Annotated in this window: 28 protein-coding genes; 16 read left to right on the top strand and 12 right to left on the bottom strand. The window is 66.7% G+C overall.

Translation table 11 applies throughout. The features are described 5' to 3' along the window. Positions 1–43 precede the first annotated feature (43 nt). The 10 genes from ACGLHR_RS07575 to ACGLHR_RS07530 all read left to right on the top strand — a co-directional run bounded on the left by ACGLHR_RS07575 (position 44) and on the right by ACGLHR_RS07530 (position 9,276). Positions 44–487: a PaaI family thioesterase gene (locus tag ACGLHR_RS07575; protein WP_318235399.1), complete on the top strand. Its 444-nt coding sequence runs from the start codon at positions 44–46 to the stop codon at positions 485–487. Positions 488–587: 100 nt separating this feature from the next. Further along, on the top strand, positions 588–1,964 hold the full coding sequence (locus ACGLHR_RS07570; RefSeq protein ID WP_400093007.1) for a serine hydrolase domain-containing protein: 1,377 nt from the start codon (positions 588–590) through the stop codon (positions 1,962–1,964). 80 nt (positions 1,965–2,044) lie between these two features. Continuing rightward, positions 2,045–3,055, top strand: a complete 1,011-nt coding sequence (locus ACGLHR_RS07565; RefSeq protein WP_400093006.1) for an NADP-dependent oxidoreductase — start codon at positions 2,045–2,047, stop codon at positions 3,053–3,055. A gap of 129 nt (positions 3,056–3,184) precedes the next feature. After that, a complete protein-coding gene (locus tag ACGLHR_RS07560; protein ID WP_267603106.1) occupies positions 3,185–4,039 on the top strand; it encodes a class II aldolase/adducin family protein in 855 nt (284 codons plus the stop codon). A 4-nt stretch (positions 4,040–4,043) separates the two neighbouring features. Then, entirely contained in the window at positions 4,044–4,865 is an 822-nt protein-coding gene (locus ACGLHR_RS07555; protein ID WP_400093005.1) for an SDR family oxidoreductase, read from the top strand. A gap of 148 nt (positions 4,866–5,013) precedes the next feature. After that, the gene (locus tag ACGLHR_RS07550; protein WP_400093003.1) at positions 5,014–5,949 is read left to right on the top strand and encodes a glutathione S-transferase family protein; all 936 of its coding nucleotides are present in this window, start codon (positions 5,014–5,016) and stop codon (positions 5,947–5,949) included. A 55-nt stretch (positions 5,950–6,004) separates the two neighbouring features. After that, positions 6,005–6,907, top strand: a complete 903-nt coding sequence (locus ACGLHR_RS07545) for an SDR family oxidoreductase (RefSeq protein ID WP_267603101.1) — start codon at positions 6,005–6,007, stop codon at positions 6,905–6,907. A gap of 76 nt (positions 6,908–6,983) precedes the next feature. Further along, positions 6,984–7,904: an alpha/beta hydrolase gene (locus ACGLHR_RS07540; protein WP_318235395.1), complete on the top strand. Its 921-nt coding sequence runs from the start codon at positions 6,984–6,986 to the stop codon at positions 7,902–7,904. 157 nt (positions 7,905–8,061) lie between these two features. After that, entirely contained in the window at positions 8,062–8,772 is a 711-nt protein-coding gene (locus ACGLHR_RS07535; RefSeq protein WP_400093001.1) for an aspartate/glutamate racemase family protein, read from the top strand. 222 nt (positions 8,773–8,994) lie between these two features. Continuing rightward, on the top strand, positions 8,995–9,276 hold the full coding sequence (locus ACGLHR_RS07530) for a helix-turn-helix domain-containing protein (RefSeq protein ID WP_400092999.1): 282 nt from the start codon (positions 8,995–8,997) through the stop codon (positions 9,274–9,276). Positions 9,277–9,395: 119 nt separating this feature from the next. On the opposite strand, the gene ACGLHR_RS07525 is transcribed toward ACGLHR_RS07530, so the two are convergent. Together ACGLHR_RS07525 and ACGLHR_RS07520 are read right to left on the bottom strand one after the other, a co-directional pair. Beyond that, complete coding sequence (locus ACGLHR_RS07525) at positions 9,396–9,917, bottom strand: O-acetyl-ADP-ribose deacetylase (protein ID WP_267603097.1); 522 nt, start codon at positions 9,915–9,917, stop codon at positions 9,396–9,398. An 81-nt stretch (positions 9,918–9,998) separates the two neighbouring features. Beyond that, positions 9,999–11,147 carry an iron-containing alcohol dehydrogenase gene (locus tag ACGLHR_RS07520; RefSeq protein WP_400092997.1) on the bottom strand — a complete coding sequence of 383 codons (1,149 nt, stop codon included), beginning with the start codon at positions 11,145–11,147 and terminating at the stop codon, positions 9,999–10,001. 307 nt (positions 11,148–11,454) lie between these two features. On the opposite strand from ACGLHR_RS07520, the gene ACGLHR_RS07515 reads away from it, so the two are divergent. From ACGLHR_RS07515 to ACGLHR_RS07505, 3 genes are all read left to right on the top strand, one after another. After that, positions 11,455–12,420, top strand: a complete 966-nt coding sequence (locus ACGLHR_RS07515) for an alpha/beta hydrolase (protein ID WP_400093083.1) — start codon at positions 11,455–11,457, stop codon at positions 12,418–12,420. 116 nt (positions 12,421–12,536) lie between these two features. After that, positions 12,537–13,523, top strand: a complete 987-nt coding sequence (locus ACGLHR_RS07510; RefSeq protein ID WP_267603095.1) for a tripartite tricarboxylate transporter substrate binding protein — start codon at positions 12,537–12,539, stop codon at positions 13,521–13,523. A gap of 100 nt (positions 13,524–13,623) precedes the next feature. Continuing rightward, on the top strand, positions 13,624–14,061 hold the full coding sequence (locus ACGLHR_RS07505) for a YbgC/FadM family acyl-CoA thioesterase (RefSeq protein WP_150990356.1): 438 nt from the start codon (positions 13,624–13,626) through the stop codon (positions 14,059–14,061). Between the two features lie 80 nt (positions 14,062–14,141). Here ACGLHR_RS07505 and denD read toward each other — a convergent pair whose 3' ends face one another. The 7 genes from denD to ACGLHR_RS07470 all read right to left on the bottom strand — a co-directional run bounded on the left by denD (position 14,142) and on the right by ACGLHR_RS07470 (position 21,195). Beyond that, positions 14,142–15,131, bottom strand: a complete 990-nt coding sequence (gene denD, locus ACGLHR_RS07500; RefSeq protein ID WP_400092996.1) for a D-erythronate dehydrogenase — start codon at positions 15,129–15,131, stop codon at positions 14,142–14,144. 73 nt (positions 15,132–15,204) lie between these two features. Then, entirely contained in the window at positions 15,205–15,987 is a 783-nt protein-coding gene (otnI, locus tag ACGLHR_RS07495) for a 2-oxo-tetronate isomerase (RefSeq protein ID WP_267603089.1), read from the bottom strand. 60 nt (positions 15,988–16,047) lie between these two features. Beyond that, positions 16,048–17,379: an MFS transporter gene (locus tag ACGLHR_RS07490; protein WP_400092993.1), complete on the bottom strand. Its 1,332-nt coding sequence runs from the start codon at positions 17,377–17,379 to the stop codon at positions 16,048–16,050. A 173-nt stretch (positions 17,380–17,552) separates the two neighbouring features. Continuing rightward, on the bottom strand, positions 17,553–18,191 hold the full coding sequence (locus ACGLHR_RS07485) for an aldolase (RefSeq protein WP_400092992.1): 639 nt from the start codon (positions 18,189–18,191) through the stop codon (positions 17,553–17,555). Then, the gene (gene otnK / locus ACGLHR_RS07480) at positions 18,188–19,492 is read right to left on the bottom strand and encodes a 3-oxo-tetronate kinase (protein ID WP_400092991.1); all 1,305 of its coding nucleotides are present in this window, start codon (positions 19,490–19,492) and stop codon (positions 18,188–18,190) included. Before otnK ends, ACGLHR_RS07485 begins: the two co-directional genes overlap by 4 nt. Before the next feature lie 11 nt (positions 19,493–19,503). Then, positions 19,504–20,400: an L-threonate dehydrogenase gene (ltnD, locus tag ACGLHR_RS07475; RefSeq protein WP_267603084.1), complete on the bottom strand. Its 897-nt coding sequence runs from the start codon at positions 20,398–20,400 to the stop codon at positions 19,504–19,506. A 42-nt stretch (positions 20,401–20,442) separates the two neighbouring features. Then, positions 20,443–21,195 carry a FadR/GntR family transcriptional regulator gene (locus ACGLHR_RS07470; protein ID WP_400092990.1) on the bottom strand — a complete coding sequence of 251 codons (753 nt, stop codon included), beginning with the start codon at positions 21,193–21,195 and terminating at the stop codon, positions 20,443–20,445. Positions 21,196–21,397: 202 nt separating this feature from the next. Between ACGLHR_RS07470 and ACGLHR_RS07465 the strand changes: the two genes are divergently transcribed. Beyond that, positions 21,398–21,823 carry a GNAT family N-acetyltransferase gene (locus tag ACGLHR_RS07465; RefSeq protein ID WP_400092988.1) on the top strand — a complete coding sequence of 142 codons (426 nt, stop codon included), beginning with the start codon at positions 21,398–21,400 and terminating at the stop codon, positions 21,821–21,823. 20 nt (positions 21,824–21,843) lie between these two features. Here ACGLHR_RS07465 and ACGLHR_RS07460 read toward each other — a convergent pair whose 3' ends face one another. Beyond that, a complete protein-coding gene (locus tag ACGLHR_RS07460; protein ID WP_400093082.1) occupies positions 21,844–23,115 on the bottom strand; it encodes an MFS transporter in 1,272 nt (423 codons plus the stop codon). Positions 23,116–23,271: 156 nt separating this feature from the next. Between ACGLHR_RS07460 and ACGLHR_RS07455 the strand changes: the two genes are divergently transcribed. Further along, positions 23,272–24,171, top strand: a complete 900-nt coding sequence (locus tag ACGLHR_RS07455; RefSeq protein ID WP_400092986.1) for a LysR substrate-binding domain-containing protein — start codon at positions 23,272–23,274, stop codon at positions 24,169–24,171. A 90-nt stretch (positions 24,172–24,261) separates the two neighbouring features. Further along, complete coding sequence (locus tag ACGLHR_RS07450) at positions 24,262–24,744, top strand: hypothetical protein (protein ID WP_400092985.1); 483 nt, start codon at positions 24,262–24,264, stop codon at positions 24,742–24,744. A gap of 10 nt (positions 24,745–24,754) precedes the next feature. Here the strand turns inward: ACGLHR_RS07450 and ACGLHR_RS07445 are convergent, their stop codons facing one another. Further along, on the bottom strand, positions 24,755–25,582 hold the full coding sequence (locus ACGLHR_RS07445) for an NRDE family protein (protein ID WP_400092983.1): 828 nt from the start codon (positions 25,580–25,582) through the stop codon (positions 24,755–24,757). A gap of 114 nt (positions 25,583–25,696) precedes the next feature. After that, positions 25,697–25,987 carry a DUF4936 family protein gene (locus ACGLHR_RS07440; protein ID WP_150990383.1) on the bottom strand — a complete coding sequence of 97 codons (291 nt, stop codon included), beginning with the start codon at positions 25,985–25,987 and terminating at the stop codon, positions 25,697–25,699. Between the last annotated feature and the right edge of the window lie 16 nt (positions 25,988–26,003).

The following is a 26,003-nucleotide window of genomic DNA, read 5'->3' as shown; positions in this document are numbered from 1 at the left end:
TTGTCAGCCGGCCAGCCGTACCGTCTTCGCCTCATTTGCAACCATGACTAAAACCAACGGATTTCCCCTCAAGATTCCCTTCCTTGCCGACCTCGGCGTGCAATGCACGCGCATGGACAAGGAGGGCAGCGAGATCGAACTGGCGCTGGAAACACGCCACCAGAACAGCTGGGACATGGCCCACGGCGGCGTGCTGATGACGCTGCTCGACGTGGCCATGGCCATTGCCGGGCGCGCCACCGATCCCGACGGCCGTGGCGTGGTGACCATCGAGATGAAGACAACCTTCATGGCCCCTGGCCGCGGCAAGCTCATCGCCCGCGGGCAGTGCGTGCACCGCACCAGCACGATGGCCTTTTGCGAGGCCGAGATTGTCGATGCCGATGGCAAGACCGTGTCGCGCGGGTCGGGCACGTTCAAGTTCGTCAAGCGCGTGCCGCCGCAGCGGGCGGCGAGCGGCGCTTCGGATACCGGCGCGGACGGCTGAGCCGGGGCGCTGGACAGGGAGGGGATACTAGCCACCAAGACCGGCAGGGCCGCCAGAGCCCGCGGCGCGCAGCACCTATGAATCAAGAAATGGAGACAAGATGCTGTTTGAACGGATTGCCGCCACGCGGCGATTGAAACTGACCGTGCTTGCCGCCTTCGGCGCAGGAGCCCTTGCCATGTACCAGCCGGGCCAAGCCCAGAATGCACCTGTTCCTTCGGCCAGCGCGCCGGTAGCAGCGCCAGCCGCGCCGGTGTTCCCGGATGCAGCCGCCACCGATCCCGTGTCGGCGGGCTGGATGCAGGGCTTCCCCCCCGTAGCCGCCAAGATCATCAGCTTCACCCCTGCCAGCAACGGCTTTCCGCGCACCCGCTGGAGCTTTTCGCATATCCGCGAACTGGTCCCGACCGCGTCGGTCTGGCACGGGCGCGGGCCCGTGTCGGCCTTGCCGCGCGCCGAGCACGATATCGGCGGCGTGCCTTTCACCGATGCCGACGGCACCCGCCGCACGTTCAGCGACATGCTGGGCCTGACCTATACCGACGGCATCCTGGTGATGCACAAGGGCCGGGTGGTCTTTGAGAAGTACTTCGGCGCGCTGGACGACCATACCCCGCACATCGCGATGTCGGTCACCAAGTCCTTCGTCGGCACGCTGGCCGCCATGCTGGTGGCGGACGGCAAGCTCGACCCTGCCGCGCCCGTCGCGCGCTACCTGCCGGAGATGGCGGGCACCGCCTACTCCGATGCCACCGTGCGCGAAGTCATGGACATGACGGTGGGCGTCAAGTACTCGGAAAACTACGCCGATCCCAAGGCCGAGGTCTGGGACTACAGCCGCGCCGGCGGCATGATGCCCCGCGAGCCCGGCTATGCCGGGCCCAAGACGTTCTACGAATTCCTTGCCACCTTGAAAAAGGAAGGCGAGCATGACCAGGCCTTCGCCTACAAGACCGTCAATGCCGAAGTCCTCGCCTGGATCGTCAAGCGCGTGTCCGGGCAGTCTCTGGCCAAGCTGCTTTCCGAGCGCGTCTGGCAGAAGATGGGCGCGGAGAACGATGCCTACTTCATGGTGGACAGCATCGGCAGCGAATCCGGCGGCGGCGGCCTCAACACCACGCTGCGCGACCTGGCCCGCTTTGGCGAGACCATGCGCAACGGCGGACGCTTCAACGGCCAGCAGGTCATCCCGGCTGAAGTGGTGGCGGACATCCGCCGCGGCGGCGATCCTGCCAAGTTTGCCAAGGCCGGCTATGCCACCTTGCCCGGCTGGAGCTATCGCTCGATGTGGTGGGTCTCGAACGATGACCATGGTGTGTTCGAGGCACGGGGCATCCACGGCCAACGTATTTATGTCGATCCCAAGGCGGAGCTCACCATCGTGCGCTACGCCTCGCATCCCATCGCGGCCAACGGCGCCAACGACCCCGTCACGCATCGCGCGTATCGGGCGCTGGCGCTGTCGTTGATGAAATAACAAGCTAGCTGACAAGCAACCACCCACAACGAACGACAAAGGACGAGTGTCCTTGTCCATTTCACTGTAAGGAAGCCATCATGTCGAACACCTACAAGCGCATCGTCCTGGCATCGCGTCCCACCGGCGCCGTGACCCCTGACAACTTCCGCCTGGAAGAGGTGCCCGTGCCCGACCTGGGCGAAGGCGAGGTGCTGGTCCGCAACCACTTCCTGTCGCTCGATCCCTATATGCGCGGCCGCATGAACGAAGGCAAGTCCTACGCCACGCCGCAGCCGCTGGGCGAAGTCATGATCGGCGGCACGGTCGGCGAGATCGTGGCGACCAAGAACCCCAAGTATGCCGTCGGCGACAAGGTGGTCGGCATGTTCGGCTGGCAGGAAATGGGCGTCACCAACGGCATCGGCATCCAGAAGGTCGATACCACCCATATCCCGCTGTCCGCCTATCTCGGCTCGGTCGGCATGCCCGGCGTGACGGCCTGGTATGGCCTGAACAAGATCATCCAGCCGAAGGCCGGCAAGACCATCGCGGTGAGCGCCGCCTCCGGCGCTGTCGGCAGCGTGGTGGGCCAGTTGGCCAAGCTCCAGGGCTGCCGCGTGGTGGGCTTTGCCGGCGGCAAGGACAAGTGCGACTACGTGGTCAATGAGCTTGGCTTCGATGCCTGCATCGACTACAAGGCCGCCAAGGACAGCAAGGCGCTGTACACGATGTTCAAGGACGCCACCCCGGACGGCGTGGATGGTTACTTCGAGAACGTCGGCGGCGAGATCCTGGACACCGTGCTGGCCCGCATGAACGCGTTTGGCCGCATCGCCATCTGCGGCATGATCGCCGGCTACGACGGCCAGCCGATGCCTCTGAAGAACCCACAGCTGATCCTGGTGTCGCGCCTGACCGTGGAAGGCTTTATCGTGTCCGAGCACATGGACGTGTGGCCGCAAGCCCTGCAGGAACTCGGCACCGCCGTGGCGCAAGGCAAGCTCAAGTTCCGCGAGAGCGTCGCGCAAGGGCTGGCGAGCGCGCCGGAAGCCTTCATGGGCCTGCTCAAGGGCAAGAACTTCGGCAAGCAGCTGGTCAAGCTGGTTTAACCAGAGGCATGCGCCGAAGCCGCCGAGCGGGCCAGAGCCGCGCGCCATGACGACGGCTGCCTCTCCCTCTCCCCTCAGGGGGAGAGGGGAGCAAACCAGCGGTATGAACTACGAGATAGGAGACTCCCCATGAACGCCCCTGCAGAAAGCACCAAGCCCCAGGCCGACCAGGACGAAATGGCCGCCGGCATGTCCGAAGAGGTCAAGGCCAAGTACCGCGTGCTGCCGCGCCCGCCGAAGTTCGATACGCCGGCCGAGGAGCGCCTGCACCGCAAGCAGCGGCTGGCCGCGGCCTTCCGCCTGTTCTCCAAGTTCGGCTTTGACGAAGGCGTGGCTGGCCACATCACCGCGCGAGACCCCGAGTTCCCGGATACGTTCTGGGTCAACCCGTTCGGCGTGCATTTCAGCCAGGTCAAGGTGTCCAACCTGATTCGCTGCGACCACCACGGCGACGTGGTGGAAGGCGACTACCCGGTCAATGCCGCGGCTTTCGCCATCCATTCGCGCGTGCACCAGACCCGGGCCGACGCGGTCGCCGCCGCGCACTCGCACAGCACCCATGGCCGTGCCTGGTCCACGCTGGGCCGCACGCTGGATCCGCTGACACAGGACGTGTGCGCCTTCTACAACGACCATGCCCTCTATGACGATTTCGGTGGCGTGGTGGTGGAGCTCGACGAAGGCCAGCGCATTGCCAACGCGCTGGGCAGCAACAAGGCTGCGATCCTGCAGAACCATGGCCTGCTGACGGTCGGCAAGACCGTCGACGAAGCCGCCTGGTGGTTCATCACCATGGAGCGCTCTTGCCAGGTGCAGCTGCTGGCAGAGGCCGCCGCCGCGCGCACCAACGCGCCACTGAAGGTTATCTCCGACGCTGCCGCACGCCAGGCTTACTCGATCGTCGGCACAGCGCAGGCGGGCTGGTTCCAGTTCCAGCCACTGTACGCCCGCATCGTCAAGGAACAGCCCGACCTGCTGGATTGAAGTCATGGCCGCCTTTGCACCATTCACCGGCAAGGTCGTGCTGATTACCGGCGCTTCCGACGGCATCGGCGCGGAACTGGCCCTGCTGCTGGCGCAGCAGGGCGCGCGGCTCGCGCTGGCGGCGCGCCGTGTCGACATGCTGCAAGCGCTGGCGGAGCGCATCCGCCGCCAGCACCCGGCAGCCGATGTAGGCGTGTGGCGCGTCGACGTGTCCGACGAGTTCGACTGCCGGCGGCTGGTGGCCACGGTGGTTGCGCAGTACGGCGGGCTCGATGTGCTGGTCAACAATGCCGGCGTGTCCGCCCACGGCTACTTTGAGCAAGTATCGGACTACAGCTACTACGAGCAGGTCATGCGCGTGAACTACTTCGGCGCCATGTGGTGCACGCGCGAGGCGCTGCCGCACCTGCGCGAGCGCGGCGGCCTGATGGTGGCGGTGTCAAGCCTGGCCGGCAAGATCGGCGTGCCAGGGCGCACCGCCTACTCAGCCAGCAAGTTCGCGCTGGCGGGGTTCTGCGAGGCGCTGCGGGCCGAGCTGCGCGGCTCCGGCGTGGACGTATGCGTGGTGTTTCCCGGCGTGGTGGCGACCGATACGCGCATCAACGGCTTCGGCCCCGACGGTCGCCCGCTGGGCGAGAGCCGGCTGCGCGAGGACGGCGCCATGAGCGCGCAGGAATGCGCGCGCCAGATGCTGGCGGCCATGGCCGCGCGCAAGCGCGAACTGGTGATGACCGGCAAGGGCCGGCTTGGCCTGTGGCTCAAGCTGCTGGCCCCGCGCCTGGTCGAGAACATGGCGCTCAAGGCGCTGAAGCAAACGGGGCGGTAGGGAACAAGCACTTGCAGGCACGCGCCTTGCTACGAAGCGTGGCGGCATCCGCCCGACGCACCGGCAGCAGGCATAAGAAAAATTTCAGGCTGAATTTAGTCTGGCTTCAGTCTGGCTGCAGGCTGGCAACACGAGCGATACCGACACCATGGCAGACCTAATCCTTCACCAGTACGCAACGTCGCCGTTCTCCGAGAAGATCCGCCTGCTGATGGGCGCCAAGGGCCTGGCGTGGCAAGCGGTGGAAATCCCGCCGATCCTGCCCAAGCCGGATGTGGTCGCGCTGACCGGTGGCTACCGCCGCACCCCGATCCTGCAGGTGGGGGCCGACATCTATTGCGACACCGCCCTGATCTGCGAGGTGATCGACAGCGCGGCGCCCGCGTGCCCGCTGTATCCCGCCGTGCAGGCCGCCACCACGCGCCTTGTCGCTGGCTGGATCGACACCGCGCTGTTTACCGCCGCCGTCACCTACCTGTTCCAGCCGGCCGGCGTGCAAAGCATGCTTGGCCACCTCACGCCGGCGCAGATCCAGGCTTTCTCCGCGGACCGCAAGGTCATGCGCGGCGACACCAATGCGCTGCGCATGCCCTTGCCCGAGGCCATCGCGCTGCTGCACGAAACCTTCGGTCGGCTCGAGCAGCAGTTCAACGCGGGGGTGGCGCACGTGGCCGGCCCCGCGCTGTCGGTGGCGGATTTTTCGCTATACCACAACGTCTGGTTTATCCAGCGCGCCAGCGAACTGGCCAAGCTGCTGGACGCGTATCCGGCGGTGCAAGCCTGGTATGCGCGCATGAAAGCCTTCGGCCATGGCACAGTGCGGGTGGTCAGCGCGGAGTCGGCGCTGGAGGTGGCGCGGCACGCCGATCCGGCAGCGTTGCCGGGCGGGGTGGCCGCCGACAGCGGCTTCGAAGCCGGCGACGCGGTCACCGTGACGCCAACGGACTACGCGCGCGATCCCGTGGCCGGCGTGCTGGTGGCGCTGGACGCCCACCGTGCCACGCTGCGCCGCCAGGATCCGCGTGCGGGCGCGGTCAACGTGCATTTCCCGCGCCAAGGTTATCAAGTGCAGCGCGCGGGCTAAGCCCCGCACGCGGCAAGGCTATCCCATAAAACGAAAGCAACGAGAGGCAGACAACATGAAGCAATTCCAGGGCAAGGTGGCTGTGATTACCGGCGGTGCATCGGGCTTCGGCAAGGAATTCGCCAAGCTGGGCGCGGGGCTTGGCATGAAGCTGGTGCTGGCCGATGTGCAGGAAGATGCACTGGACGCCACCGTGGCGGAGTTCAAGGCGCAAGGCGTGCCGGTGATCGGCGTGCGCGTGGATGTGTCCAAGGCCGAGCAGGTGCAGGCGCTGGCCGATGCCGCCATCGCCGCCTTTGGCCAGGTCAACCTGCTGTTCAACAACGCCGGCGTGGGCGCGGGCGGCCTGATGTGGGAAAACACCGAGCGCGACTGGGAATGGGTGCTGGGCGTCAACCTCTTCGGCGTGATCCATGGCGTGCGCATCTTCACCCCGCTGATGCTGGCGGCCGCGGCCAAGGACCCGTCGTTCGAAGGCCATATCGTCAATACGGCCTCCATGGCTGGCTTGCTCAGCCCGCCCGCAATGGGCGTCTACAACGTCTCCAAGCACGCCGTGGTTTCCCTGTCCGAATCGCTGTACCAGGATCTCAGCCTGGTCAGCGAGCAGGTGCGTTGCTCGGTGCTGTGCCCGTATTTCGTGCCGACCGGCATCACGCAATCGGGCCGCAACCGGCCGGCCGGGCTGGCCAACGACGCACCGCCCACGCGCTCGCAACTGGTGTCGCAAGCCATGTCGGACAAAGCGGTCAGCTCGGGCAAGGTCACGGCCGCCGAAGTCGCGCAGCTCACCTTCGACGCCATCCGCGACGGTGGCTTCTATATTTACTCGCATCCGCAGCAACTGGATCCCGTGCGGCAGCGCTTCGAAGATATCATTAGCCAGCGCAACCCGAGCGACCCGTTCGCCGACAAGCCGGAAGTGCGCGCCGGGCTCGTCGCAGCCTTGCGCGGATAACGAGGGGAGCCGCCCCTGGGGCGGCCAGCAGCAAGTCCACCAGAGACAGTCAGCCATTGCGGCAAGGGAGGAATTCATGACCAAACCTGCAGTCATTCGGCATCTGCAGTACGCCACCTTGCCCAATGGCACGCGCTTGCACTACGCCAGCGCGGGCGAGCGCGGCAAGCCGCTGGTGCTGTTCGTGCATGGCTTCCCCGAGTTCTGGTATGAGTGGGAAGCCCAGCTAGCCGAGTTCGGCAAGACCCACTTCGCGGTGGCGCCGGACCTGCGCGGCTTCAACCTGTCGAGCAAGCCGGCCGAAGCCGAGGCCTACCGGCCCCGCCACATCGTGGAGGACCTCGTCCAGTTCATCAACGCGCTGGGCTACTCGCATTGCGTGGTGGTCGCACACGACTGGGGTGGGGCGATCTGCTGGAACCTGGCCATCCAGTTTCCGCAGATGGTGGAGCGGCTGGTCATCATCAACTCGCCGCATCCCTACGTATTCGCCAAGGCGCTGACCAGCGATCCTCAGCAGCAAGCCGCCTCGGCCTATATGAACTGGCTGCGCGCACCGGGATCGGAAGAAGCGCTGGCGGCCGACGGCTTCGCCAAGCTGGAAGGCTTCCTCAATGGACAGGGCAAGCAGCCCGCGCCCTGGTTTACCGGCGAGACCCGCGAGAAATACCACGCGGCCTGGTCGCAGCCCGGCGCTGGCGGCTCTCACTCGCTGACCGGCGGCGTCAACTATTACCGCGCATCGCCCATGCACCCGCCGGGCCCGGGCGAAACGCCCCCCGATATCTCCAAGCTGGATCCCGCCGCCTTCACGGTACGCGTGCCGACCTTGGTGATCTGGGGCGAGCGCGACACCGCGCTGCCCAAGAGCCTGCTGGAAGGCCTGGACAAGTTCATCCCGGACATGCGGCTGGAACGCATCCCGGACGGCACGCACTGGGTCATCCACGAGCAGCCGGAGCGCATCAACCTGCTGATCCGCAGCGCCTTGCCCTGATCTGCCCGAACCTGCCTTGATCTGACATGGCGGGCCGCGTCAGGCACGCGCGCCTGCGCTGGCCCGGTCGGAACCCGCCGCACTGTGCATGGGGCAGGGCGGCGCCTGCTGCTACATTGACCTGATTCGACAGCGCCGGTGCGCAAGGAAGGTCAAGATGAAGACGATCGGACTGATCGGCGGCATGAGCTGGGAATCCTCGGCCGAGTACTACCGCCTGATCAACCAGGATATGAAGCAACGCCTCGGCGGCCACCACAACGGGCGCAGCGTCATGGTCACGGTCAGCTTCGAGCAGATCAAGGCACTGCAGCACGCGCAACGCTGGGACGAGCTCGGCGAATCCATGCGGCAGGCCGCCCTGCAAGTGCAGGCCGCGGGCGCGGATTTCGTGCTGCTCTGTACCAACACCATGCACCGCGTGGCCCCGGTCCTGGAAGCCGCGCTCGATATTCCCTTCCTCCACATCGTCGATCCCACCGCGCAGGCCTTGCGCCGCGCCGGCGTCCCGCGGGTCGGCCTGCTCGGCACGGCTTTCACCATGGAGCAGGATTTCTATCGCGGCCGCATGCAGGACAAGCACGGCATCGAAGTGGTGGTGCCCGCAGCCGACGACCGCGCGCTGGTCCACGGGATCATTTATGAAGAGCTATGCCACGGCATCGTGCGTGACGCCTCGCGCGAGGTGTACCGCCGGATTATCGACGGCTTGCAGGCGCAGGGCGTGGGCGGGGTGATTCTGGGTTGCACCGAGATTGCGCTGCTGATCGGGCAGGATGACGTGGCGCTGCCGGTGTTCGATACCACGGCGTTGCATGCGCAGGCGGCGGTGGGGTGGGCGTTGGAAGGGGTGGTGGTCGGGAATTAGGCCGGGCACAGGGGCGGAACAGGGCGGGTGAGGCAGCATACCCAGGCATGGCCGCAAAGGACTTGCACTCTTATATCCAAACCAGTATATCTGCGCGATGACGCCAATCCGATTTCTTGGAGGTTCGCTCAAGTCCTCGCGAGAGTTTCCAGAGGATGCCAAGCAAGATGCCGTGATCGATCTGGCCAAGACCCGATACGGGGAACTCATGAGAGGTGCCAAATGACTGACATCGAAACGTTTGACAGCGTGTGGGACGCCATTGCGGACACCCCGCAACAGGCCGCCAATCTCCGCGCGCGAGCGGAACTGATGCAGCAGATCGCGGCCATCATCAAGTCCAATGACTGGAAACAGGCTGACGCGGCAAGCCATTGGGGGGTCACCCAACCGCGCATCAATGACCTGCTGCGTGGGCGCGTATCCCGGTTCTCACTTGATGCGCTGGTGAATATCGCCACGGCCCTTGGGCGGCGTGTGCATATCGAATTAGACGCCGCCTGAGCGCGGAGTACTTGATCTTCATGAACAAGAAACGGGAAATCGCAAGAAGATGCCGATTCCCCGTCGACCTCGATCATGGCTGCGGCCTTCGCAATACCTCCAGCGAAGGCCGCCCCCATTCAAGTCAGCCTCTGCCGATACAGCCGGTAGTTCTCATCATCAAAGCAGACAAAACTGACCTGCTCGATGGTGGGCGCCGCCACCAGCGCCTTGCGTACCGCTTCGATGGCAATATCCACGGCGCGCTCGCGCGGGAAACCGTAGATGCCGGTGCTGATATTGGGAAAGGCGATGGTGCGCAGCTTGTGCTGCGCGGCTAGCGCGATGCTGGCCTGGTAGGCGCTGGCGAGCAGGGCATCTTCGCCGTGGTCGCCCCCTTGCCAGACCGGGCCGACCGCGTGGATGACGTAAGGCGAGGGTAGCAGGCCGCCGGTGGTGATCACCGCCTGGCCGGTGGGGCAGCCGCCCTTGGTTTCGCGAATGCCGCGACAGGCGGCCATGATGGCGGGGCCGCCGGCGCCGTGGATGGCGCCGTCGACACCGCCGCCACCGAGCAAGCCGCTATTGGCGGCATTGACGATGGCGTCGACTTCCATGCGGGTGATGTCTCCGTGCAAGACCTGCAGGTGTTCCCCTGTCATGACCTCTTCTCCGTGCTGGGTGGATAAAGCTGGATCGCCCCGGCTGTTCCGCGCACCTGTGCTGCCGGCCCGCCGCGGCACTTACATGGATTCCGCCAGCATACGCCGATAATCCGCGGCGCTGGCCTCTTTCGGGTTGGTCTTGTGGCAATGGTCGACCAGTGCCCCGGCGATCACCTTGTCGAACATGTCTTCGGTGACGCCCATCTGGCGCAGGCCGGTGGGCAGCCCGAGGCGCGCGGTCATGTCGTGCACGGCCTGGGCCAGGTCGGCACCCTCCGGCAGGCCCATGGCGTGGCGCAGGCGGGCGTAGCGGTTGTCGCGCACCACGCTGGGCGCGTCGGCGTTGAAGCGCAGCACCGCCGGCATCACCACCGCGTTCAGGGTGCCGTGGTGCAGGCCGGTCTTGCCGTCCACCTTGAGGCCGCCGAGCGGGTGCGACAGCGAGTGCACGCAGCCCAGTCCTTTCTGGAAGGCCATGGCGCCCTGCATGGAGGCGCTCATCATGTTCAGGCGTGCGTCGCGGTCCTGGCCGTCGCGGGTGGCGCGTTCGATGTGCTTCCAGCCGCGCTCCAGGCCGTCCAGGGCGATGCCGTCGGCGGGCGGGTTGAAGGCGGGCGCCAGGAAGGTTTCCACGCAATGCGCGATGGCGTCCATGCCGGTGGCGGCGGTCAGGCCGGCCGGCAGGCCGAGCGTGAGGCCCGGGTCGCAGATGGCGGACTTCGGCAGCAGGTGCCAGGAGTGGAAGCCGAGCTTGCGGCCGTCTTCCAGGATGATGATGGCACCGCGCGCCACTTCGCTGCCCGTGCCCGAGGTGGTCGGCACGGCGATCAGCGGCGCGGCGCGCTCGGTGATCTTGGCGCTGCCGCCTTCGATGGTGGCGTAGGTGGTCAGCTCGCCAGGGTGGGTGGCAAGGATGGCGATGCCCTTGGCCAGGTCGATGGAGGAGCCGCCGCCGACCGCGATCAGCCCGTCGCAGCCGCCTTGCCGATATTGCGCCGCGGCCTTCTTGACCATTGCCTCGGTCGGGTTCGAGGGGGTTTCGTCGAAGATCTCGTGCGACAGGCCGCCCAGGGCCTGCACGGCTTGTTGGGCCACGCCGGCGGCGACCACGCCTTTATCGGTGACGACCAGCGGGCGCCGGATGCCGATGCGCTCGCACTCTGCCTTGAGCTGGCTGATGGTGCCGAAATCCAGGTGGATGTGGGTCAGGTAATAAATGAAGGCCATCTATGCTGTCTCCGTCGATGAGGGTTTTATTTCTTCTGGCTTCCGGCTTTTCTGACGATGGTCGATGATCGCGCAAAACCTGCCGCCCTGACGAGCCCCAGGGAAATTTCATATGCTTTGCTGCCGAAACATCTGGAATCATACTAAAATCGAACGATCGTTCACAATTCGAACGCCAGCGGCGTTGACGCCACTGGAGATTCGGCTGCTGCCGAAGGTTCGTTGCTACTGATTCTGACTGTCCATGTCCGCTGTCCCGCCTGCTTTCACTGCCGCGCCCGCCCAGCCCGCGCCTGCCTTGCCCGGCATGCCGTCGGCGCCGCTCGACCCGCAGGTGGCCGCGTTGCTGGAGCTGATCGGGCGCGTGAAGCGTCCGTCCATCCACGAGCTGGACCCGGCTGACGCCAAGACCGCGTACGAGAAGAGCGCGCCCATCATGGATATTGCACCGCTGCCCGTGCACAGCGTGGAAAACCTGACGGTGGCCGCGCGCGATGGCTACGACATCCCGGTGCGGCTGTACGCGCCGCGCGAGGCCAGCTGGGCCGAGCCGTTACCCTTGCTGGTGTACTTCCATGGCGGCGGTTTCACCGTGGGCAGCGTCAACTCGCATGATCCCCTGAGCCGGCTGCTGTGCGTGCAAGCGGATTGCATGGTGCTGTCGGTGGACTACCGGCTAGGTCCGCAGTGGAAATTTCCCCATGCGGCGAACGACGCGTTCGATGTCATGGAATGGGTCTTCGCCGAGGCGTCGCGCCTGGGCGCCGACGCCAGCCGTATCGCCCTGGGTGGCGACAGCGCGGGTGGCACGCTGGCCAGCGCCTGCGCCGTGCATGCGCGCGATCTGGGCCTGGGGCCTGTCCTGCAAATGCTGATCTATCCCGGCACCTGCGCGCGCCAGGACACGCCGTCGCACCGTGCGCTGGCAGAGGGCTACCTGCTGACCGCGCCGATGATCCAGTGGTTCTTCTCGCAATACCTGGATGGCGAAGCCAGCCGCGACGACTGGCGCTTTGCCCCGCTGGACGGCGGCGGCACGGGTGCCGACGTGCGCGGTTGCTGCCCGGCCTGGATCGCCGTGGCGGGCTACGACCCGCTGCACGATGAAGGCGTGGCCTACGCGGCCAAGCTGCGCGCTGCGGGGGTGCCGGCGCAAGTGGCCGACTACCCGGGCATGATCCACGATTTTTTCAAGCTGGGACGCTTCGTCCCGGCGGTGGCCGCCGCCCATGGCGACGCGGTCGCCGCCTTGCGCGCTGCCTTCGACGGCTGAGCGCGGCTCGCCGGCAGGGGCCGGCAGCCGGATCGAAGCGGTCGCAGAACCCCCGATTTCATTGGCTTTACGTGTAGTGCATTACTTGTAGCAGTAGCAATAGGAGACACAGACTCATGCAACGCCGCCACTTCCTCGCCCATGCGGGCGCGCTCGCCGCCACCGCGGCTACCCTGGGGCTGGCCAGCGCGCCGGCTCTGGCGCAGGCGGACAATTTCCCGCAACGGCCGATTCGCCTGATCATCGGCTACACCGCGGGCGGTTCCACCGACCTGCCGTTCCGCGTGCTGGCGGAAAACGCCTCCAAGATCCTCGGCCAGCCGGTGATCATCGAGAACAAGCCAGGCGCGGGCGGGGTATTGCCCGCCCAGCTGATGCAATCGACCCAGCCCGACGGCTACACGCTGGCGCAGGTAGCCATGCCGGTCTACCGCCTGCCGTACACCACCAAGATCAACTGGGATCCGGTCAAGGACCTGTCCTACGTGATCAACCTGGCCGGCTACTCGTTCGGCCTGGTGGTCCCGGCGGATTCGCCGATCAAGACCATGCAGGACTACATCGCCTACGCCAAGGCCAACCCGGGCCGCCTCACCTACGGCTCGCCGGGCTCGATGACCACGCTGCACCTGACCATGGAAGAACTGGCCATGAAGCAGAACGTGCAGTTCTCGCATATTCCGTACAAGGGCAACTCGGAATCGATGCAGGCCCTGCTGGGCGGGCACGTGATGTCGGTGGCGGATACGCCGGCCTGGGCACCGTACGTGGAGTCCGGCAAGCTGCGCCTGCTGTCGACCTGGGGCGAGAAGCGCTCGGCGCGCTTCCCCAATGTGCCGACGTTGAAGGAGCTGGGCCTGGGCATCGTGCAGACCTCGCCGTTCGGCGTGGTGGCACCCAAGGGCACCGATCCGAAGATCGTCAAGAAGCTGCATGACGGCTTCAAGAAAGCCATGGAAATGCAGAACTACCGCGATGCGCTGACCAAGTTCGACATGGAGCCGTTCTACATGAGCAGCGAGCAATACGCGCACTTCGCCGCCGATACGGTCAAGAAAGAGAAGGCCATTATCGACAAGCTTGGGCTGAACAAGCCGCAATAAGCCTGGCTTGGCCGCTTAGTGCCGGCGCCGCCCTGTCCGGGGCCGGCGCCGTTTTCATATCGGGCCGATATTTGGGCGGCAATCAAAGGGGAGCGCCGACATGGCAAAGGAAGATTTCCGTCACAGCATGCCGTTGCGGGTGCGTTGGGCCGAGGTGGATCCGCAGTCGATCGTGTTCAATGCGCATTACCTGACCTACTGCGATATCTGCGTGACGGAGTACTGGCGGGCGGTGGGGATCCGGTATCCGGAGGATGTACTGCACGCGCACGGCGTGGATATCTTCGTGGTGAAGTCCACGCTGGAGTATCACGCGTCGGCGCGCTTTGACGACATGCTGGAGATCCGGGGGCGGATTGCCCGCCTGGGCCGCTCCAGCATGCTGTTCCGCGTGGAGATGTACCGCGGCGACGAGCACCTGGTCACGGGCGAGATCGTCTATGTCTGCGCGGATCCCGCTACGCAGAAGTCGGCGCCGATTCCGGGGCCGGTACGGGAAACGATCACGGCTTATGAAGTGGTGAAGCCGGACGCTTGAGCCGCCCGGCTTCTGAAGGCCTTCACTGCGGCGGCGTTGGCCTGCGTGCAAGCCAGCGCCGCTCGAATGCGCCTGAAAATTCAACGCGACGCTATTCCGGCATCCTCCATATACGCCCGGATCACCGCATCGAAATCCGCGTCGCCCTGGAACCCCAGCGCCAGCGCACGCTCCGTATTCCAGGCGGCAGGCCAGGTGCCGACGATATTCTCGATGCGCGCCTCGCGCTCCCAGCTCACGCGATCCGCCACGCTGTCGCCGGCCACGCGCCGCAATGCCGCGACCATTTCCTTAGGCGTGACCGACAAGCCGGGCAGGTTCACCGTGCGTCGTTGGCCAAATTCGGCGCCATCGATTTCCATGCCCCGCACCAGCGCGGCAATCGCCCCGCGCGGGGACAGCAGCCACAACGGCGTTTCCGGCGAGACCGGGCAATTGGCGGCAACGCCTGCCAGCGGCTCGCGGATGATCCCGCTGGCAAACGACGATGCGGCGGCATTGGGCTTGCCCGGCCGCACGCTGATGGTCGGCAGCCGCAGCACGCGGCCGTCGACAAAGCCGCGGCGGCTGTAGTCCGACAGCAGCAACTCGCCGATGGCCTTCTGCGCGCCGTAGGAAGATTGCGGATTGAGCGCGGTATCGTCCTGCACCACAGCGGGCAGGATGCCGCCGTACACGGCTACCGAACTGGTGAACACCACGCGCGGCCGGACGCCATGTTTCACGTGAAGCGCCCGGCAGGTTTCCAGCAACGCGCGCGCGGCATCCAGGTTCACGCGCATGCCCAGGTCAAAATCCGCCTCGGCCTGGCCGCTGACCACCGCCGCCAGATGGAACACCGCGCCGGTGCGCGCATCGATGGCCTGCGCCAGTACCGCGGGATCGGACAGGTCGCCGGTGACCACGCGCACGCGCGCGTCGTCCAGCGGGGGCGGCGCTACCACGTCGAGCAGCGTCAGGCCTGCGATGGCCACGGGCTTGCCGTCGATGTCCAGGGTGCCGCGTTTTAGTAGTTGGCGGGCCAGTTGCAGGCCGAGGAACCCGGCCCCGCCGGTGATCAGTACTTGCATGTTCGTCTTCCAGTTTTGCGGCCGTGGGCGGCGCGCTTGGCTTGATGGATTCGCTTGGCGCAGATGCGGCCTTTCAACCTTTCAGGTAAGGCTTGAGCCAGCCCAAACCCGCCGAGGTGCCGGCGCGCGGACGGTATTCGCAGCCGATCCAGCCGTCATAGCCCAGGCCGTCGATCACGTCGAACAGGTACGGGTAGTTCAGCTCGCCCAGGTCCGGCTCGTGGCGCTCTGGCACGCCGGCGATCTGGATGTGGCCGATGCCGGCAAAATCGCGCTTGAGCTTGACGGCGAGGTCGCCCTCCACGATCTGGCAGTGGTAGCAGTCGAACTGCACCTTCAGGTTGGCCGCGCCGACTTCCTTGCAGATGGCCTGTCCGTCGTCCTGGCGGTTGAGGAAGTAACCCGGCATGTCGCGCGCATTGATCGGCTCGATCAGTACGGTGACGCCCTGGGCGGCAGCGGCCTGCGCGGCATGCGCCAGGTTCTCCAGGTAGCAGGCGCGATGACGCCCGTGGTCCGCGCCGGCCGGCACCAGGCCGGCCATCACGTGGACCTTGTTGTTGCCGATCACGGCAGCGTATTCCAGCGCACGGGCGAAGGCATCGCGGAACTCGGCTTCGCGCCCCGGCAGGGCGGCCATGCCACGCTCGCCGGCGTTCCAGTCTCCCGGCGGCGCGTTGAACAGCGCCTGCGTCAGGCCATTGGCATCGAGGCGGGCGCGGATTTCGGCAGCAGTGTGCTCATACGGGAAGAGGTACTCCACGGCCTTGAAACCGTCCGCCGCCGCGGCGGCGAAGCGGTCCAGGAAGGCGTGCTCGGTGTACATCATCGACAGGTTGGCGGCAAAACGCGGCATGCGGTGCTCCAGGAGAATAGGTTGTTGTTGGCTGTTCTTGGCTGTTCTTGTAAGGGCGGATCAGCGGTTGACCAGCTTGGCGGGCGTCAGCCAGACCAGCCCGGCGCCGATCACCAGCATGGCCGACAGCACATACATGCTCGACTGCGTGCTGTGGGTGAGGTCGGTCAGGTAGCCCACCATGTACGGTGCCACAAAGCCAGCCAGGTTGCCCACCGAATTCACCACCGCAATGCCCGAGGCCGCGGCCAGCCCGGACAGGAAGGCAGTCGGCAGCGACCAGAACAGAGGGGCGCAGGTCAGCACGCCGGCGGCGGCCAGGGACAGCGCGGCGATGGCCACCACGGTATTGTGGGTAAACGAGGCGGCAATGGCAAAGCCCACGGCGCCCATCAGCGCCGGCACGATCAGGTGCCAGCGGCGCTCGCGGCGGGCGTCGGCGCTGTGGCCGAGGAAGTTCATCACCACGATGGCACAGATAAACGGGATGGCGCTGAGCAGGCCGATATTGAGGTTGCCGGTAACGCCGCTGGTCTTGACCAGGGTGGGCATCCAGAACGTCAGCGCATATTGCCCGGTGACAAAGCAGAAGTAGATCAGGCACATCCACCAGACGCGGCGGTCCTTGAACACGGCGCCAAGCGAGTGGCCGGTGCCCGAGGCGCTGGCCTGGCGCGCGTCTTCGGAGATATTGCGCTTGAGCACGCGCTTCTCGTCCGCATCCAGCCACGGCGCCTGGTCGATGCCGTTCTTGAGCACGAACACGGTGATGATGCCGATCAGCAGCGCGGGCACGGCTTCGATCAGGAACATCCATTGCCAGCCACGCATGCCGCCGTAGTCATGGAAGGCGTCCATGATCCAGCCCGACAGCGGGTTGCCGAACATGCCGGCCACGGGGATGCCCGACATGAACAGCGCGATCATCTTGGCGCGCCGGTTGGCGGGATACCAGTAGGTCAGGTAGAGGATCACGCCGGGATAGAAGCCCGCCTCGGCCAGGCCGAGCAGGAAGCGCATGATGTAGAAGGTGGTGGGCGTCTTCACGAACACGAACAGCGCCGAGATGATGCCCCACGTGATCATGATCCGCGCGATCCAGATACGCGCGCCGATCTTGTGCATCAGCAGGTTGCTGGGCACTTCGAACAGGAAGTAGCCGATGAAGAACAGCCCCGCGCCAAGGCCGAACACGGTTTCGGAGAACGCCAGGTCCTGCGCCATCTGCAGCTTGGCGAAGCCCACGTTGACGCGGTCCAGGTAAGCGATGACGTAGCACAGCATCAGGAACGGCATGATGCGCCAGAACACCTTGCTGTAGGCGCGCTTTTCTATGTCGCGGTCGATGTTTTGGCCGGCGCCGGCTAGCGCGGCCTGGGTGGATGTATTCATGGTTGTCTCCGTATTTCGGCTTGGTTCCGGCTTGTTTCCGTTGTTAGCGGCAAGCCCTGGGCGAACGCTGCCCTTGCCGCGGCCCAGGCGTTAGCGAGGGCGTGCGGCGGGCGGTTCTGCTTTGCTTTTGTTTCTGCTTTTCTGGGCTGTGTCTTGGCTACATGCCTGAGTCCCTACCAGCGCGCCTTGAACGTATCGCGCAGTTCGGCCAGCGCTTGCTCGTCGAGCGGGTCAGGCTTGTCCTTGAGCATCAGCCAGAGCTTGGCGGTTTCTTCGAGTTCCTCGAGCGCGAAGGCCGCGCGCGAGACGGTGGCCTCCCACACCACCGGGCCAAGGCGCGCGAGCAGCACGCCGCGCACTTCAGCGGCCAGCTGGGCAACACGCGCCGCCACCGCCGGGTCGCCCGGGCGATGGTAGGGAATCAACGGGATATGCCCGACCTTCATCACGTAGTAAGGCGTGATCGGCGGCAGCACATCGTCCGGTTGCCATGCGCCCGCCAGGCTCAGCGCCACCAGGTGGGTGGAGTGCGTGTGCACCACGCCGTTGGCCTGCGGGTTGTTGTCATAGATGGCGCGGTGCAGGGTCAGCGTCTTGGACGGCTTGTCGCCGGCCACCCAGTTGCCGCCACTGTCCACCTTGGCGATGGCGGCCGGGTCCAGCATGCCCAGGCACGCATCGGTCGGCGTGATCAGCCAGCCGTCCTCCATGCGCGCGCTGATATTGCCGGCGCTGCCGACGGTGTAGCCGCGCTGGTAGAGGCTGGCGCCGATGCGGCAGATCTCTTCGCGCAGGCTGGCTTCGGTGCTCATGCTTCACCTCCAAGCTGGCGCAGGGCCTCATCAAAAAAGTCCACGCCGCCGAAGTTGCCGGACTTGAGCGCCAGCGCCAGCGGCCGTGCTTCCAGCGTGACGGTGGCGGGCACGCCCGGCGCGATCTGCGTGCCGATGCGCAAGGCTTGCACGCCCAGCGCCTGCACCACAGCCCCCGAGGTTTCGCCGCCGGCCACCACGAAGCGGCGCGTGCCGCGTGCTTTCAAGGCGCCAGCGATGTCCGCCAGCGCCTGCTCGACCAGATGGCCGGCACGCTCTACGCCCAGCGCGGCCTGCACCGACTTGACCTCCTCAGGCGTGGTGGTGGCGTAGAACAGCACCGGCTCCGCCTGGGAACTCGCCAGGGCGAGCGCCTCCTCAACCACGGGCGCGCCTTGCGCCAGCGCGAGCGGGTCGATGCGCAGGGCGGGGCGCTTGGCCACGAGCCACTGCGCCACCTGCGCATTGGTCGCCTTGGACGCGCTGCCGGCCAGCACCACGGCCGGGCCGGCTACGGGCGCCACGCTGTCGGCATCCGCGCGTTGCGGCAGCACGCCGGCGCGGCGGAAATTGGCGGGCAGGCCGAGTGCCAGGCCGGAGCCGCCGGTGAGCAGCGGCAGGTCGGCGCACGCCTCGCCCAGCGTATGCAGGTCGGCATCGCTCACGGCATCGGCAATCGCCAGTTTCACGCCATCGCCGCGCAAGGCGGCAATGGCCTGGCGGGCCGCGTCGCTGCCGCGCGCCACGGCGTCGTAGCGCAGCAGGCCAACCTTGGCCTGGCTTTGGCGCTGCAGCACGCGGACCAGGTTGGCGTCATGCATCGGCGTGAGCGGGTGGTTCTCCATGCCCGATTCGTTGAGCAGTACATCGCCCACGAACAGGTGGCCGCGGAAGATGGTGCGGCCGTTCTCCGGGAATGCCGGGCAGGCGATGGTGAAGTTGCTGCCAAGCGCCGCCAGCAGGGCCTCGGCCACCGGGCCGATATTGCCGGCATCGGTGGAGTCGAAGGTGGAGCAGTACTTGAAGAAGAACTGGCGGCAGCCCTGGGCTTGCAGCCAGCGCAGCGCGGCCAGCGATTGCGCGATGGCGTCAGCGGCGGGGATGGTGCGCGACTTGAGCGCGACCACCAGCGCATCGGCTTGCTCCACGCCCGGCAGCGCCTCGCCGCCGGCCGGCACGCCGATGGTCTGCACGGTGCGCATGCCGTTGCGCACCAGCGTGTTGGCCAGGTCGGTGGCGCCGGTAAAGTCGTCGGCGATGCAGCCGAGCAGGGCGCGCGGGGAAGGGTTCTGTGCAGTCATCCTGGCTTTCCTTACTCGGCCTTTTTTGCCGGCAGTTCGATGCCGGGGAAGATCTTGATCACCGCGGAATCGTCCTCGCCGCCGTGTCCCGCGCTGGACGCCATCATGAACATCTGGTGCGCAGCGGCCGACAGCGGCAACGGGAATTTGCTGGTGCGCGCGGTATCGAGCACCAGGCCGAGGTCCTTGACGAAGATATCGACCGCGGACAGCGGCGTGTAGTCGCCCGACAGGATATGCGGCACGCGGTTCTCGAACATCCACGAGTTGCCCGCGCTGTGGGTGATGACCTCGAACAGGGCATCGGCATCCACGCCTTCACGCAGGCCCAGCGCCATGGCTTCGGCCGCCGCGGCGATATGCACGCCGGCCAGCAACTGGTTGATGATCTTGACCTTGGAGCCGGCGCCATGCGCGTCGCCCAGGCGGTAGACCTTGCCGGCCATGGCGGCCAGCACATCCTCGGCCAGCGCATAGGCTTCGGCCGGCCCGGAAGTCATCATGGTCATTTCGCCGCTGGCGGCGCGAGCGGCGCCGCCGGAAACCGGTGCGTCCAGCAGCAGGATGCCGCGCTCGCCCAGCCGCTTGCCCAGTGCTTCGGCAAAACTCGGCGGCACGGTCGCGCTGGCGATCACCAGGGTGCCGGGGCGCAGGCCGCTTGCCGCGCCTTGTTCGCCGAACAGCACGGCCTCGGTCTGCGCGGCGTTGACCACCAGCGTCACCACCACATCGCATTTGCCGCCGAGTTCGGCCGGGCTGGCGCAGGGGATGCCGCCCGCATCGGCAAAGCGCTGCAGCACGTCGGGCCGCAGGTCGCAGGCATGTACCTTGAAACCGGCGCGCAGCAGGCTGTGCGCTACGCCGTTGCCCATCGCGCCGAGGCCGATGACGCCAATTGATTTGCTCATGAAGACTCCTGCCGGGAGGGCGGTGATCAGTGGATCAGTGGATCAGTGGGAGAGGCCGCGCGCGGGCGCGTCGGCAAGGTCGGTGGCGGTGTCGGGCTGCCCGCCATGGGACAGGCGCCGAGCCGCGTTGTACATATGGGTCTCGGCCGCGTTGCGCGCGGCCAGCGCGTCGCCGGCGCGGATGGCGGCCACGATGGCCTGGTGTTCCTCGCGCACCTGGCGCGAGAAATCCGCGCGGCGCGCCTCGTTGGTACGGGTCACACGGGTAGCGGTTTCCAGGTACTGGCTCAGGAACGCCAGCGTCTTGAGAAAGAACGGATTGCCGGTGGCCTCCGCGATGGTCCGGTGAAAGGCCACGTCGGCAGCCACGCCATCGCCGCCGGCGGCTTCCTCGGCGTCGATGCGCGCCAGCGCAGCGTCGATGGCCATCATGCTGGCATCGGTGCGGTCGCGCGCCGCCTGGGCCGCCACCTCAGCCTCGATGGCGCGGCGCAATTCCACGATGTGCAGCACGGATTCCAGCGTGGCCACATCGGTGTAGTCGATCCGCAGCGGCCGGATGCCGGCCTGCTCGGTAACGAACACGCCGCTGCCCTGGCGCGATTCCACCACGCCTTCGTGGCGCAGCCGCGCGATGGCTTCGCGGATCACGGTGCGGCTGACGCCGAATTCCTCGGACAGCACCGCCTCCGTGGGCAGCTTGTCGCCACGGCCGAAGGCGCCGTTCTCGATCTTCTCCAGCAGCTGTTCAGCAACGGTGTCTGTCAGGGCTCGGGCCGGGACTTTCTGGAACACGGGAGGCCTCAGGTGATTAGGTAATATGGTCATCATACAAATTTGCCGGGAGGAATGCCGATCGGTAATTACCCCTATCCCTTCATTTATGCGGCATTGCAGCAATTGTTGGTATCGCTTGCCCACGTTGTGGCCGGAGTATCATGACGGTCGCTTCCCTGGCTGTTTTTTTCACCGCTTTGCGCTTTCGTACCGAACACCTATGACAATCACCATCCGCCTCGCCCCCTGGTCCGAAGCACGCGAAACCGCGCGCGCCATCCGCTATGCCGTCTTCGTCGAAGAGCAGGGCGTGCCGGTGGAGCTGGAATGGGACGAATGGGATGAGCCGAGCTGGCACGCCCTGGCGCTGGCCGAGGACGGCAGCGCGCTGGCCACCGGCCGCCTGCTGCCGGATGGCCACATCGGCCGCATGGCGGTGCTCAAGTCCGCGCGCGGCAGCGGCGTCGGCGCCATGGTGCTGGACGCCCTGATGGCCAAGGCTGCGGCGCTTGGCTACCCCGAGCTGGTGCTCAATGCGCAGAGCTATGCGGCCCCGTTCTACGCGCGAGTGGGCTTCGAGCAGGTCGGCGACGAGTTTGAAGAGGCCGGCATTCCTCACGTAGAGATGCGCAAATCGCTGCGTTGAATGCGATGGCCGGCTTGTCGTCAGGCGTGGACCTGCCGCGCAAACAAGGGCCGCGCCAATAGCGCGCTTGCGCTGGCCGCCAGCCATACTGCCGCCCAGCCATAGCCGGCGGCTACTACGGGAATCGCCAGCGGCACCAGGAAGAAGCCCGAGAACGCAAAGGTATTGCCCAGCCCGAGCGCGGTACCCGCGCGGCTGGCACCTGCGATCGTCGCCAGCTCGGTGAAGGCCACGCCATGCCAGGCCGAAGTGCAGATGCCGCCCAGCACCAGGCAAGCCATCAGCACCGGCGTAAGCACGGCATGCCAGCCCGGTGCGGCTGCGCACAGCCAGGTCAGCCCCGCCAGCGTGGCGAACACAAGCAAGGTCAGCAAGCTGCAAGCGCGCATATAGGCGCGGCGGTTGCCGTGGCGATCCGTCCAGCGGCCGCTCCATACCCGCATGACGGCGGCGCCTACCTGGACCGCCGCCACGGCCATGCCCGCCGCGGCAATGCCAATGTGGCTGAAATCGTGCAGGAAGATCGTCGCGAAGGTCAGCACGGCCACTTGCGGCACGCACATCAAGCCCATGCCGCTGACCAGCCTCCAGACCTGCGCACTTCTCAACGGGCCGGGGCTCGCCTTGCCGGGCGCACCGCTTGCGGGCAACGTGGCGCGCGCCGGGCCGGCCGGCGGCTCGTGCATCCAGCGCCAGGCAAATACGACGGTGACGCCGCAGAGCACGGCCAGTGTGCCGTAGACCGCGGCAAAGCCAAAGGACTGCGCCAGCATCGGCAGCGTCAGCGCGCCAATCCCGCCACCGGCGGGCACCGCGGTCTGGCGGATGCTCATCGCAAGGCCCCGTTCGCCTTCGCGGAACCACGCCATCACGGCGCGGCCGCTGGAGCCGTTGACGCTGCCACCCAGCAGGCCCAGCATCAGCAAGCCCAGCGCCAGCACGGCGTTGCCCGGGATATGGCCCGGCAGCGGCGCCACGAACGCCGCCATCAGCACCAGCCACAGCGCGGTGGCCACCAGGCCGGTCAGCAGCACGCGGCGGTCGCCCCAGCGGTCGGTCAGCAAGCCCCACGGCACTTCGCTTACCGCAATGCCAAGCCCCATCATGCCCAGGCAAAAACCCAGCTCGCCATCGCTGATCCGGTAGCTGGCGCGCATCAGCACCGCGGTGGTGGGAATGCCCGAGAACGCGGCGGCAAAGCTGGCATTGGCCGCGACGCCGAGGGCCAGTACTTTCCAGCGGTGACCCGGGCCGTGGCGTGGGGCGAGGGCTGCGCCGGCAGGGCCAGGCATAGCGGCAAACGGGAGCGGGGCGGGAACGCGGGGCACGGGATCATCCTTGGGAAAGCGGCACATGCAGGCCTTGACGCACGGATTCTGCCGCTCCAGAATAATCCTGAATATCAGATAATTATTGATTAAACATCCCAAATAACAGGACGGTTTGCAATGGCAGCTGTGAACTTCGACCTCGATGTGCTGCGCAGCTTCGTGGTGGGCATGGAGCTTGGCAGCTATGCGCGGGCCGCCGACCGGCTGGGCCGCTCCACCTCGGCGGTCAGTGCGCAGCTCAAGAAGCTGGAGGAGCAGGCGGGCACGGCGATCTTTCGCAAAGCCGGGCGGAGACTGGCGCTGACGGAGGCGGGCGAGACCATGCTGGCCTATGCACGCAGGCTGCTGGAGCTTAACGACGAGGCCGCCGCCGCCGTGCACGGCGTGGCGTTGGAGGGCTGGGTGCGGTTCGGCTTGCAGCAGGATTTTGGCGAAGTGCTGCTGCCCGAGGTGCTGGGCCGGTTCGCCCGTGCGCATCCCAAGGTGAAGATCGAGGCACGCGTGGCGCGCAATACCGAGCTGCTGGACAGCGTGGCCGCCGGCCGGCTGGACCTGGCGCTGGCGTGGGACGACGGCGTGCGGATGCCGCATGTGGAACAGGTGGCGATGTTGCCGATGCGCTGGATCGGGCCTGCCGCCGCGCGCGCGCCGTGGCAAGGCAGCGGCCCGCTGCCCTTGGTGGCGTTCGAGGCGCCGTGCCGTTTCCGCACGGCCGGCACCGCCGCGCTGGACCGCGCCGGCATGGCCTGGCGGGTGGCTTTCAGCAGCGCGAGCCTGGGCGGCCTGTGGGCCGGGGCGGCGGCCGGGCTGGGGCTGACCATCCGCACAGGCATGGGCTTGCCGCCGTCCGTGAGGGCTTGGGAGCCGGGCGAGGGTGGGCTGCCCGAGCTGCCCTCGCTGGCACTGGCGCTCTACCGCAAGGATGCTGAGCTGGAGGCGCCTGCCACCCGGCTGGCAGGCATCGTGTGCGAGGCGGTTCGGGCCGCGTTGCCGGCCAGGCTGGCGGCTGCGGCCTGAAGCCGCGGCACGCGGGGCTTGCGGTCAGCCGTCTACGCTGTACCATCGCGGTCTTTGTTTTTGCCGCCGCTATTCGCGTTGATCCCGTCCATGTCAGAAATCCGTTCCCGCCTGCTCCAGGCCCTGGCCGATGCCACGCCGGCCCTGGACCTCGACCGCGCCCCGCCGGGCGAGCCTCCAGCCGGCGAAGACCTGCTGTCCGCATGGCTGCAGCCCTGGCTCGCGGAGCATTGCCTGGTGAAAGTCGACTGGCGGGATTTCAGCACGCTGGGCGTGCAAGCCGTGGCGCGCCTCGCGACGCTGCGCGCGGCCGGCGTCTCGGCCATCGACGTCGACGATCTCTACGACGAAGACGGCATTCCGCTAGGCGGTGACGACAACAATTTCGATATGGAGCCCGCCGCCCTCTACCTGGCGCACGTCAACCGCGAACTGGCGCCGCACGGCATGCAACTGCTGGAGATCGGGCATTTCGACGATGCATGGCTGCTGGCCGTGCGCAATGACCCCGCCGCGATCCGGGCGCTGAACGTGGCATTGCGCCCGACCGGTTTGGCGGCCCAGCAGTATTGAGCCAGCCGCCCTAGCGCGGCGTGGGGATCGAGCCGGCGTCGCGCGCCACCCGCAGGTGGCCGCGGTAGGACACCTCGCCGGTGCGGCCGTTGGCGTCGAAGCTGCGTTCGCTGAGCTCGAAGCGGCCATCATGGCGCACGCGCAGCACGGTGCTGGCGCGGGTGCCATAGCTGGGCGAGCGGATGAAGGCGGAGGACAGCAGCTTCTCCCACTCCGGGGTCACCCCCGTGCGCGGGAGTTCGCAATCCAAGGCCTGGCGATCGTTGGCCAGCAGGTCCAGATAGGGCTCGATGCTGGCGCCGGCCAAGCCGGTATCGGCGGCCAGAGTCTCGGCGAGCGCGCCGACGCGGCTGCGCACCTTGGGCCATGGCGTATCCAGCAAGGCGTTGGACAGGCCGTAGATGCCGGGCTTGAGGCGCTGCGGATAGGGCGATGCGCCACGGTTGCTGTACCACCAGAGCTCGCGCAGGTCACACGCCAGCAGGTTGAATCCGTTGTAGACGCCGCTACGGGGCGTCAGCCCGGACAGATAGGATTGGGGGTCGCTGTCGCCACGCAGGAACCCGGCCACCAGCTCGCCGCGCGAGCGGGCATCGGTGCGTTTTTCGGAAGGGGCGCGGTAGTTGGTCAGGGCGGCAAAGCGGCCGTCGCCGGCCAGGCCCATCCAGGTGCCCGGCTCTCCGATCACTTCCGCCAGGTCGCGGCCGGCCAGCACCTGGGGGGCGTCTTCCCACCAATGCACGGGCGACGCCGGGCGGGCGTAGAACTCGTCGCGGTTGCCGGCCACCACCAGGGCATAGTCCGGGTGCGATTGCCAGGCCACCAGAATCAAGCACATAGCGCTTCCTTTGCTGCATTCACTGCGGTTGCCACATTCACTGCATTGTCTGCGATTCGATCGTCGGTTTCGTCATTCGGGGACCACTGCGGCGGGGCCGTTCCACGGCCACCATCAGAGCTGGTCGATATCGACAAAACGCTCCACCTGCCGCTCGCCGCTGATCCACTGCTGCAGCCCGCTCTGCCGCCAAAGCCCATCGAGCAACTGGTCGAAGGCTGGCGGCACATCGGCGTAGGCTTCCATCCAGGTCTGCATGCCGTCGCGCGCCTCGGGCCTGCGTAAGAGCGTACCACCAATTCCGCTCGCTTCGGCAACGGTCTCCATCCAGCGGTGCCAGTGCGCAATGGCCTCATCGGCACGGGCTTCCGGTACCCGGAAATAGACGTAAAGATGGTCGCTCATGGCTATTCCCAGTATG

The sequence above is a fragment of the Cupriavidus sp. CuC1 genome, from assembly GCF_044627735.1.
GTDB classification, from domain to species: domain Bacteria; phylum Pseudomonadota; class Gammaproteobacteria; order Burkholderiales; family Burkholderiaceae; genus Cupriavidus; species Cupriavidus ulmosensis.
The sequence above is the reverse complement of the archived record's forward strand: the minus strand, read 5'-3'. Positions and strand labels throughout refer to the sequence as shown.

Bases quoted from the DNA above. Each gene is read 5' to 3' on its own strand.
- ACGLHR_RS07575 (WP_318235399.1), top strand. From the start codon at position 44: ATGACTAAAACCAACGGATTTCCCCTCAAGATTCCCTTCCTTGCCGAC.
- ACGLHR_RS07570 (WP_400093007.1), top strand. From the start codon at position 588: ATGCTGTTTGAACGGATTGCCGCCACGCGGCGATTGAAACTGACCGTG.
- ACGLHR_RS07565 (WP_400093006.1), top strand. From the start codon at position 2,045: ATGTCGAACACCTACAAGCGCATCGTCCTGGCATCGCGTCCCACCGGC.
- ACGLHR_RS07560 (WP_267603106.1), top strand. From the start codon at position 3,185: ATGAACGCCCCTGCAGAAAGCACCAAGCCCCAGGCCGACCAGGACGAA.
- ACGLHR_RS07555 (WP_400093005.1), top strand. From the start codon at position 4,044: ATGGCCGCCTTTGCACCATTCACCGGCAAGGTCGTGCTGATTACCGGC.
- ACGLHR_RS07550 (WP_400093003.1), top strand. From the start codon at position 5,014: ATGGCAGACCTAATCCTTCACCAGTACGCAACGTCGCCGTTCTCCGAG.
- ACGLHR_RS07545 (WP_267603101.1), top strand. From the start codon at position 6,005: ATGAAGCAATTCCAGGGCAAGGTGGCTGTGATTACCGGCGGTGCATCG.
- ACGLHR_RS07540 (WP_318235395.1), top strand. From the start codon at position 6,984: ATGACCAAACCTGCAGTCATTCGGCATCTGCAGTACGCCACCTTGCCC.
- ACGLHR_RS07535 (WP_400093001.1), top strand. From the start codon at position 8,062: ATGAAGACGATCGGACTGATCGGCGGCATGAGCTGGGAATCCTCGGCC.
- ACGLHR_RS07530 (WP_400092999.1), top strand. From the start codon at position 8,995: ATGACTGACATCGAAACGTTTGACAGCGTGTGGGACGCCATTGCGGAC.
- ACGLHR_RS07525 (WP_267603097.1), bottom strand. From the start codon at position 9,917: ATGACAGGGGAACACCTGCAGGTCTTGCACGGAGACATCACCCGCATG.
- ACGLHR_RS07520 (WP_400092997.1), bottom strand. From the start codon at position 11,147: ATGGCCTTCATTTATTACCTGACCCACATCCACCTGGATTTCGGCACC.
- ACGLHR_RS07515 (WP_400093083.1), top strand. From the start codon at position 11,455: ATGCCGTCGGCGCCGCTCGACCCGCAGGTGGCCGCGTTGCTGGAGCTG.
- ACGLHR_RS07510 (WP_267603095.1), top strand. From the start codon at position 12,537: ATGCAACGCCGCCACTTCCTCGCCCATGCGGGCGCGCTCGCCGCCACC.
- ACGLHR_RS07505 (WP_150990356.1), top strand. From the start codon at position 13,624: ATGGCAAAGGAAGATTTCCGTCACAGCATGCCGTTGCGGGTGCGTTGG.
- denD (WP_400092996.1), bottom strand. From the start codon at position 15,131: ATGCAAGTACTGATCACCGGCGGGGCCGGGTTCCTCGGCCTGCAACTG.
- otnI (WP_267603089.1), bottom strand. From the start codon at position 15,987: ATGCCGCGTTTTGCCGCCAACCTGTCGATGATGTACACCGAGCACGCC.
- ACGLHR_RS07490 (WP_400092993.1), bottom strand. From the start codon at position 17,379: ATGAATACATCCACCCAGGCCGCGCTAGCCGGCGCCGGCCAAAACATC.
- ACGLHR_RS07485 (WP_400092992.1), bottom strand. From the start codon at position 18,191: ATGAGCACCGAAGCCAGCCTGCGCGAAGAGATCTGCCGCATCGGCGCC.
- otnK (WP_400092991.1), bottom strand. From the start codon at position 19,492: ATGACTGCACAGAACCCTTCCCCGCGCGCCCTGCTCGGCTGCATCGCC.
- ltnD (WP_267603084.1), bottom strand. From the start codon at position 20,400: ATGAGCAAATCAATTGGCGTCATCGGCCTCGGCGCGATGGGCAACGGC.
- ACGLHR_RS07465 (WP_400092988.1), top strand. From the start codon at position 21,398: ATGACAATCACCATCCGCCTCGCCCCCTGGTCCGAAGCACGCGAAACC.
- ACGLHR_RS07460 (WP_400093082.1), bottom strand. From the start codon at position 23,115: ATGCCTGGCCCTGCCGGCGCAGCCCTCGCCCCACGCCACGGCCCGGGT.
- ACGLHR_RS07455 (WP_400092986.1), top strand. From the start codon at position 23,272: ATGGCAGCTGTGAACTTCGACCTCGATGTGCTGCGCAGCTTCGTGGTG.
- ACGLHR_RS07450 (WP_400092985.1), top strand. From the start codon at position 24,262: ATGTCAGAAATCCGTTCCCGCCTGCTCCAGGCCCTGGCCGATGCCACG.
- ACGLHR_RS07445 (WP_400092983.1), bottom strand. From the start codon at position 25,582: ATGTGCTTGATTCTGGTGGCCTGGCAATCGCACCCGGACTATGCCCTG.
- ACGLHR_RS07440 (WP_150990383.1), bottom strand. From the start codon at position 25,987: ATGAGCGACCATCTTTACGTCTATTTCCGGGTACCGGAAGCCCGTGCC.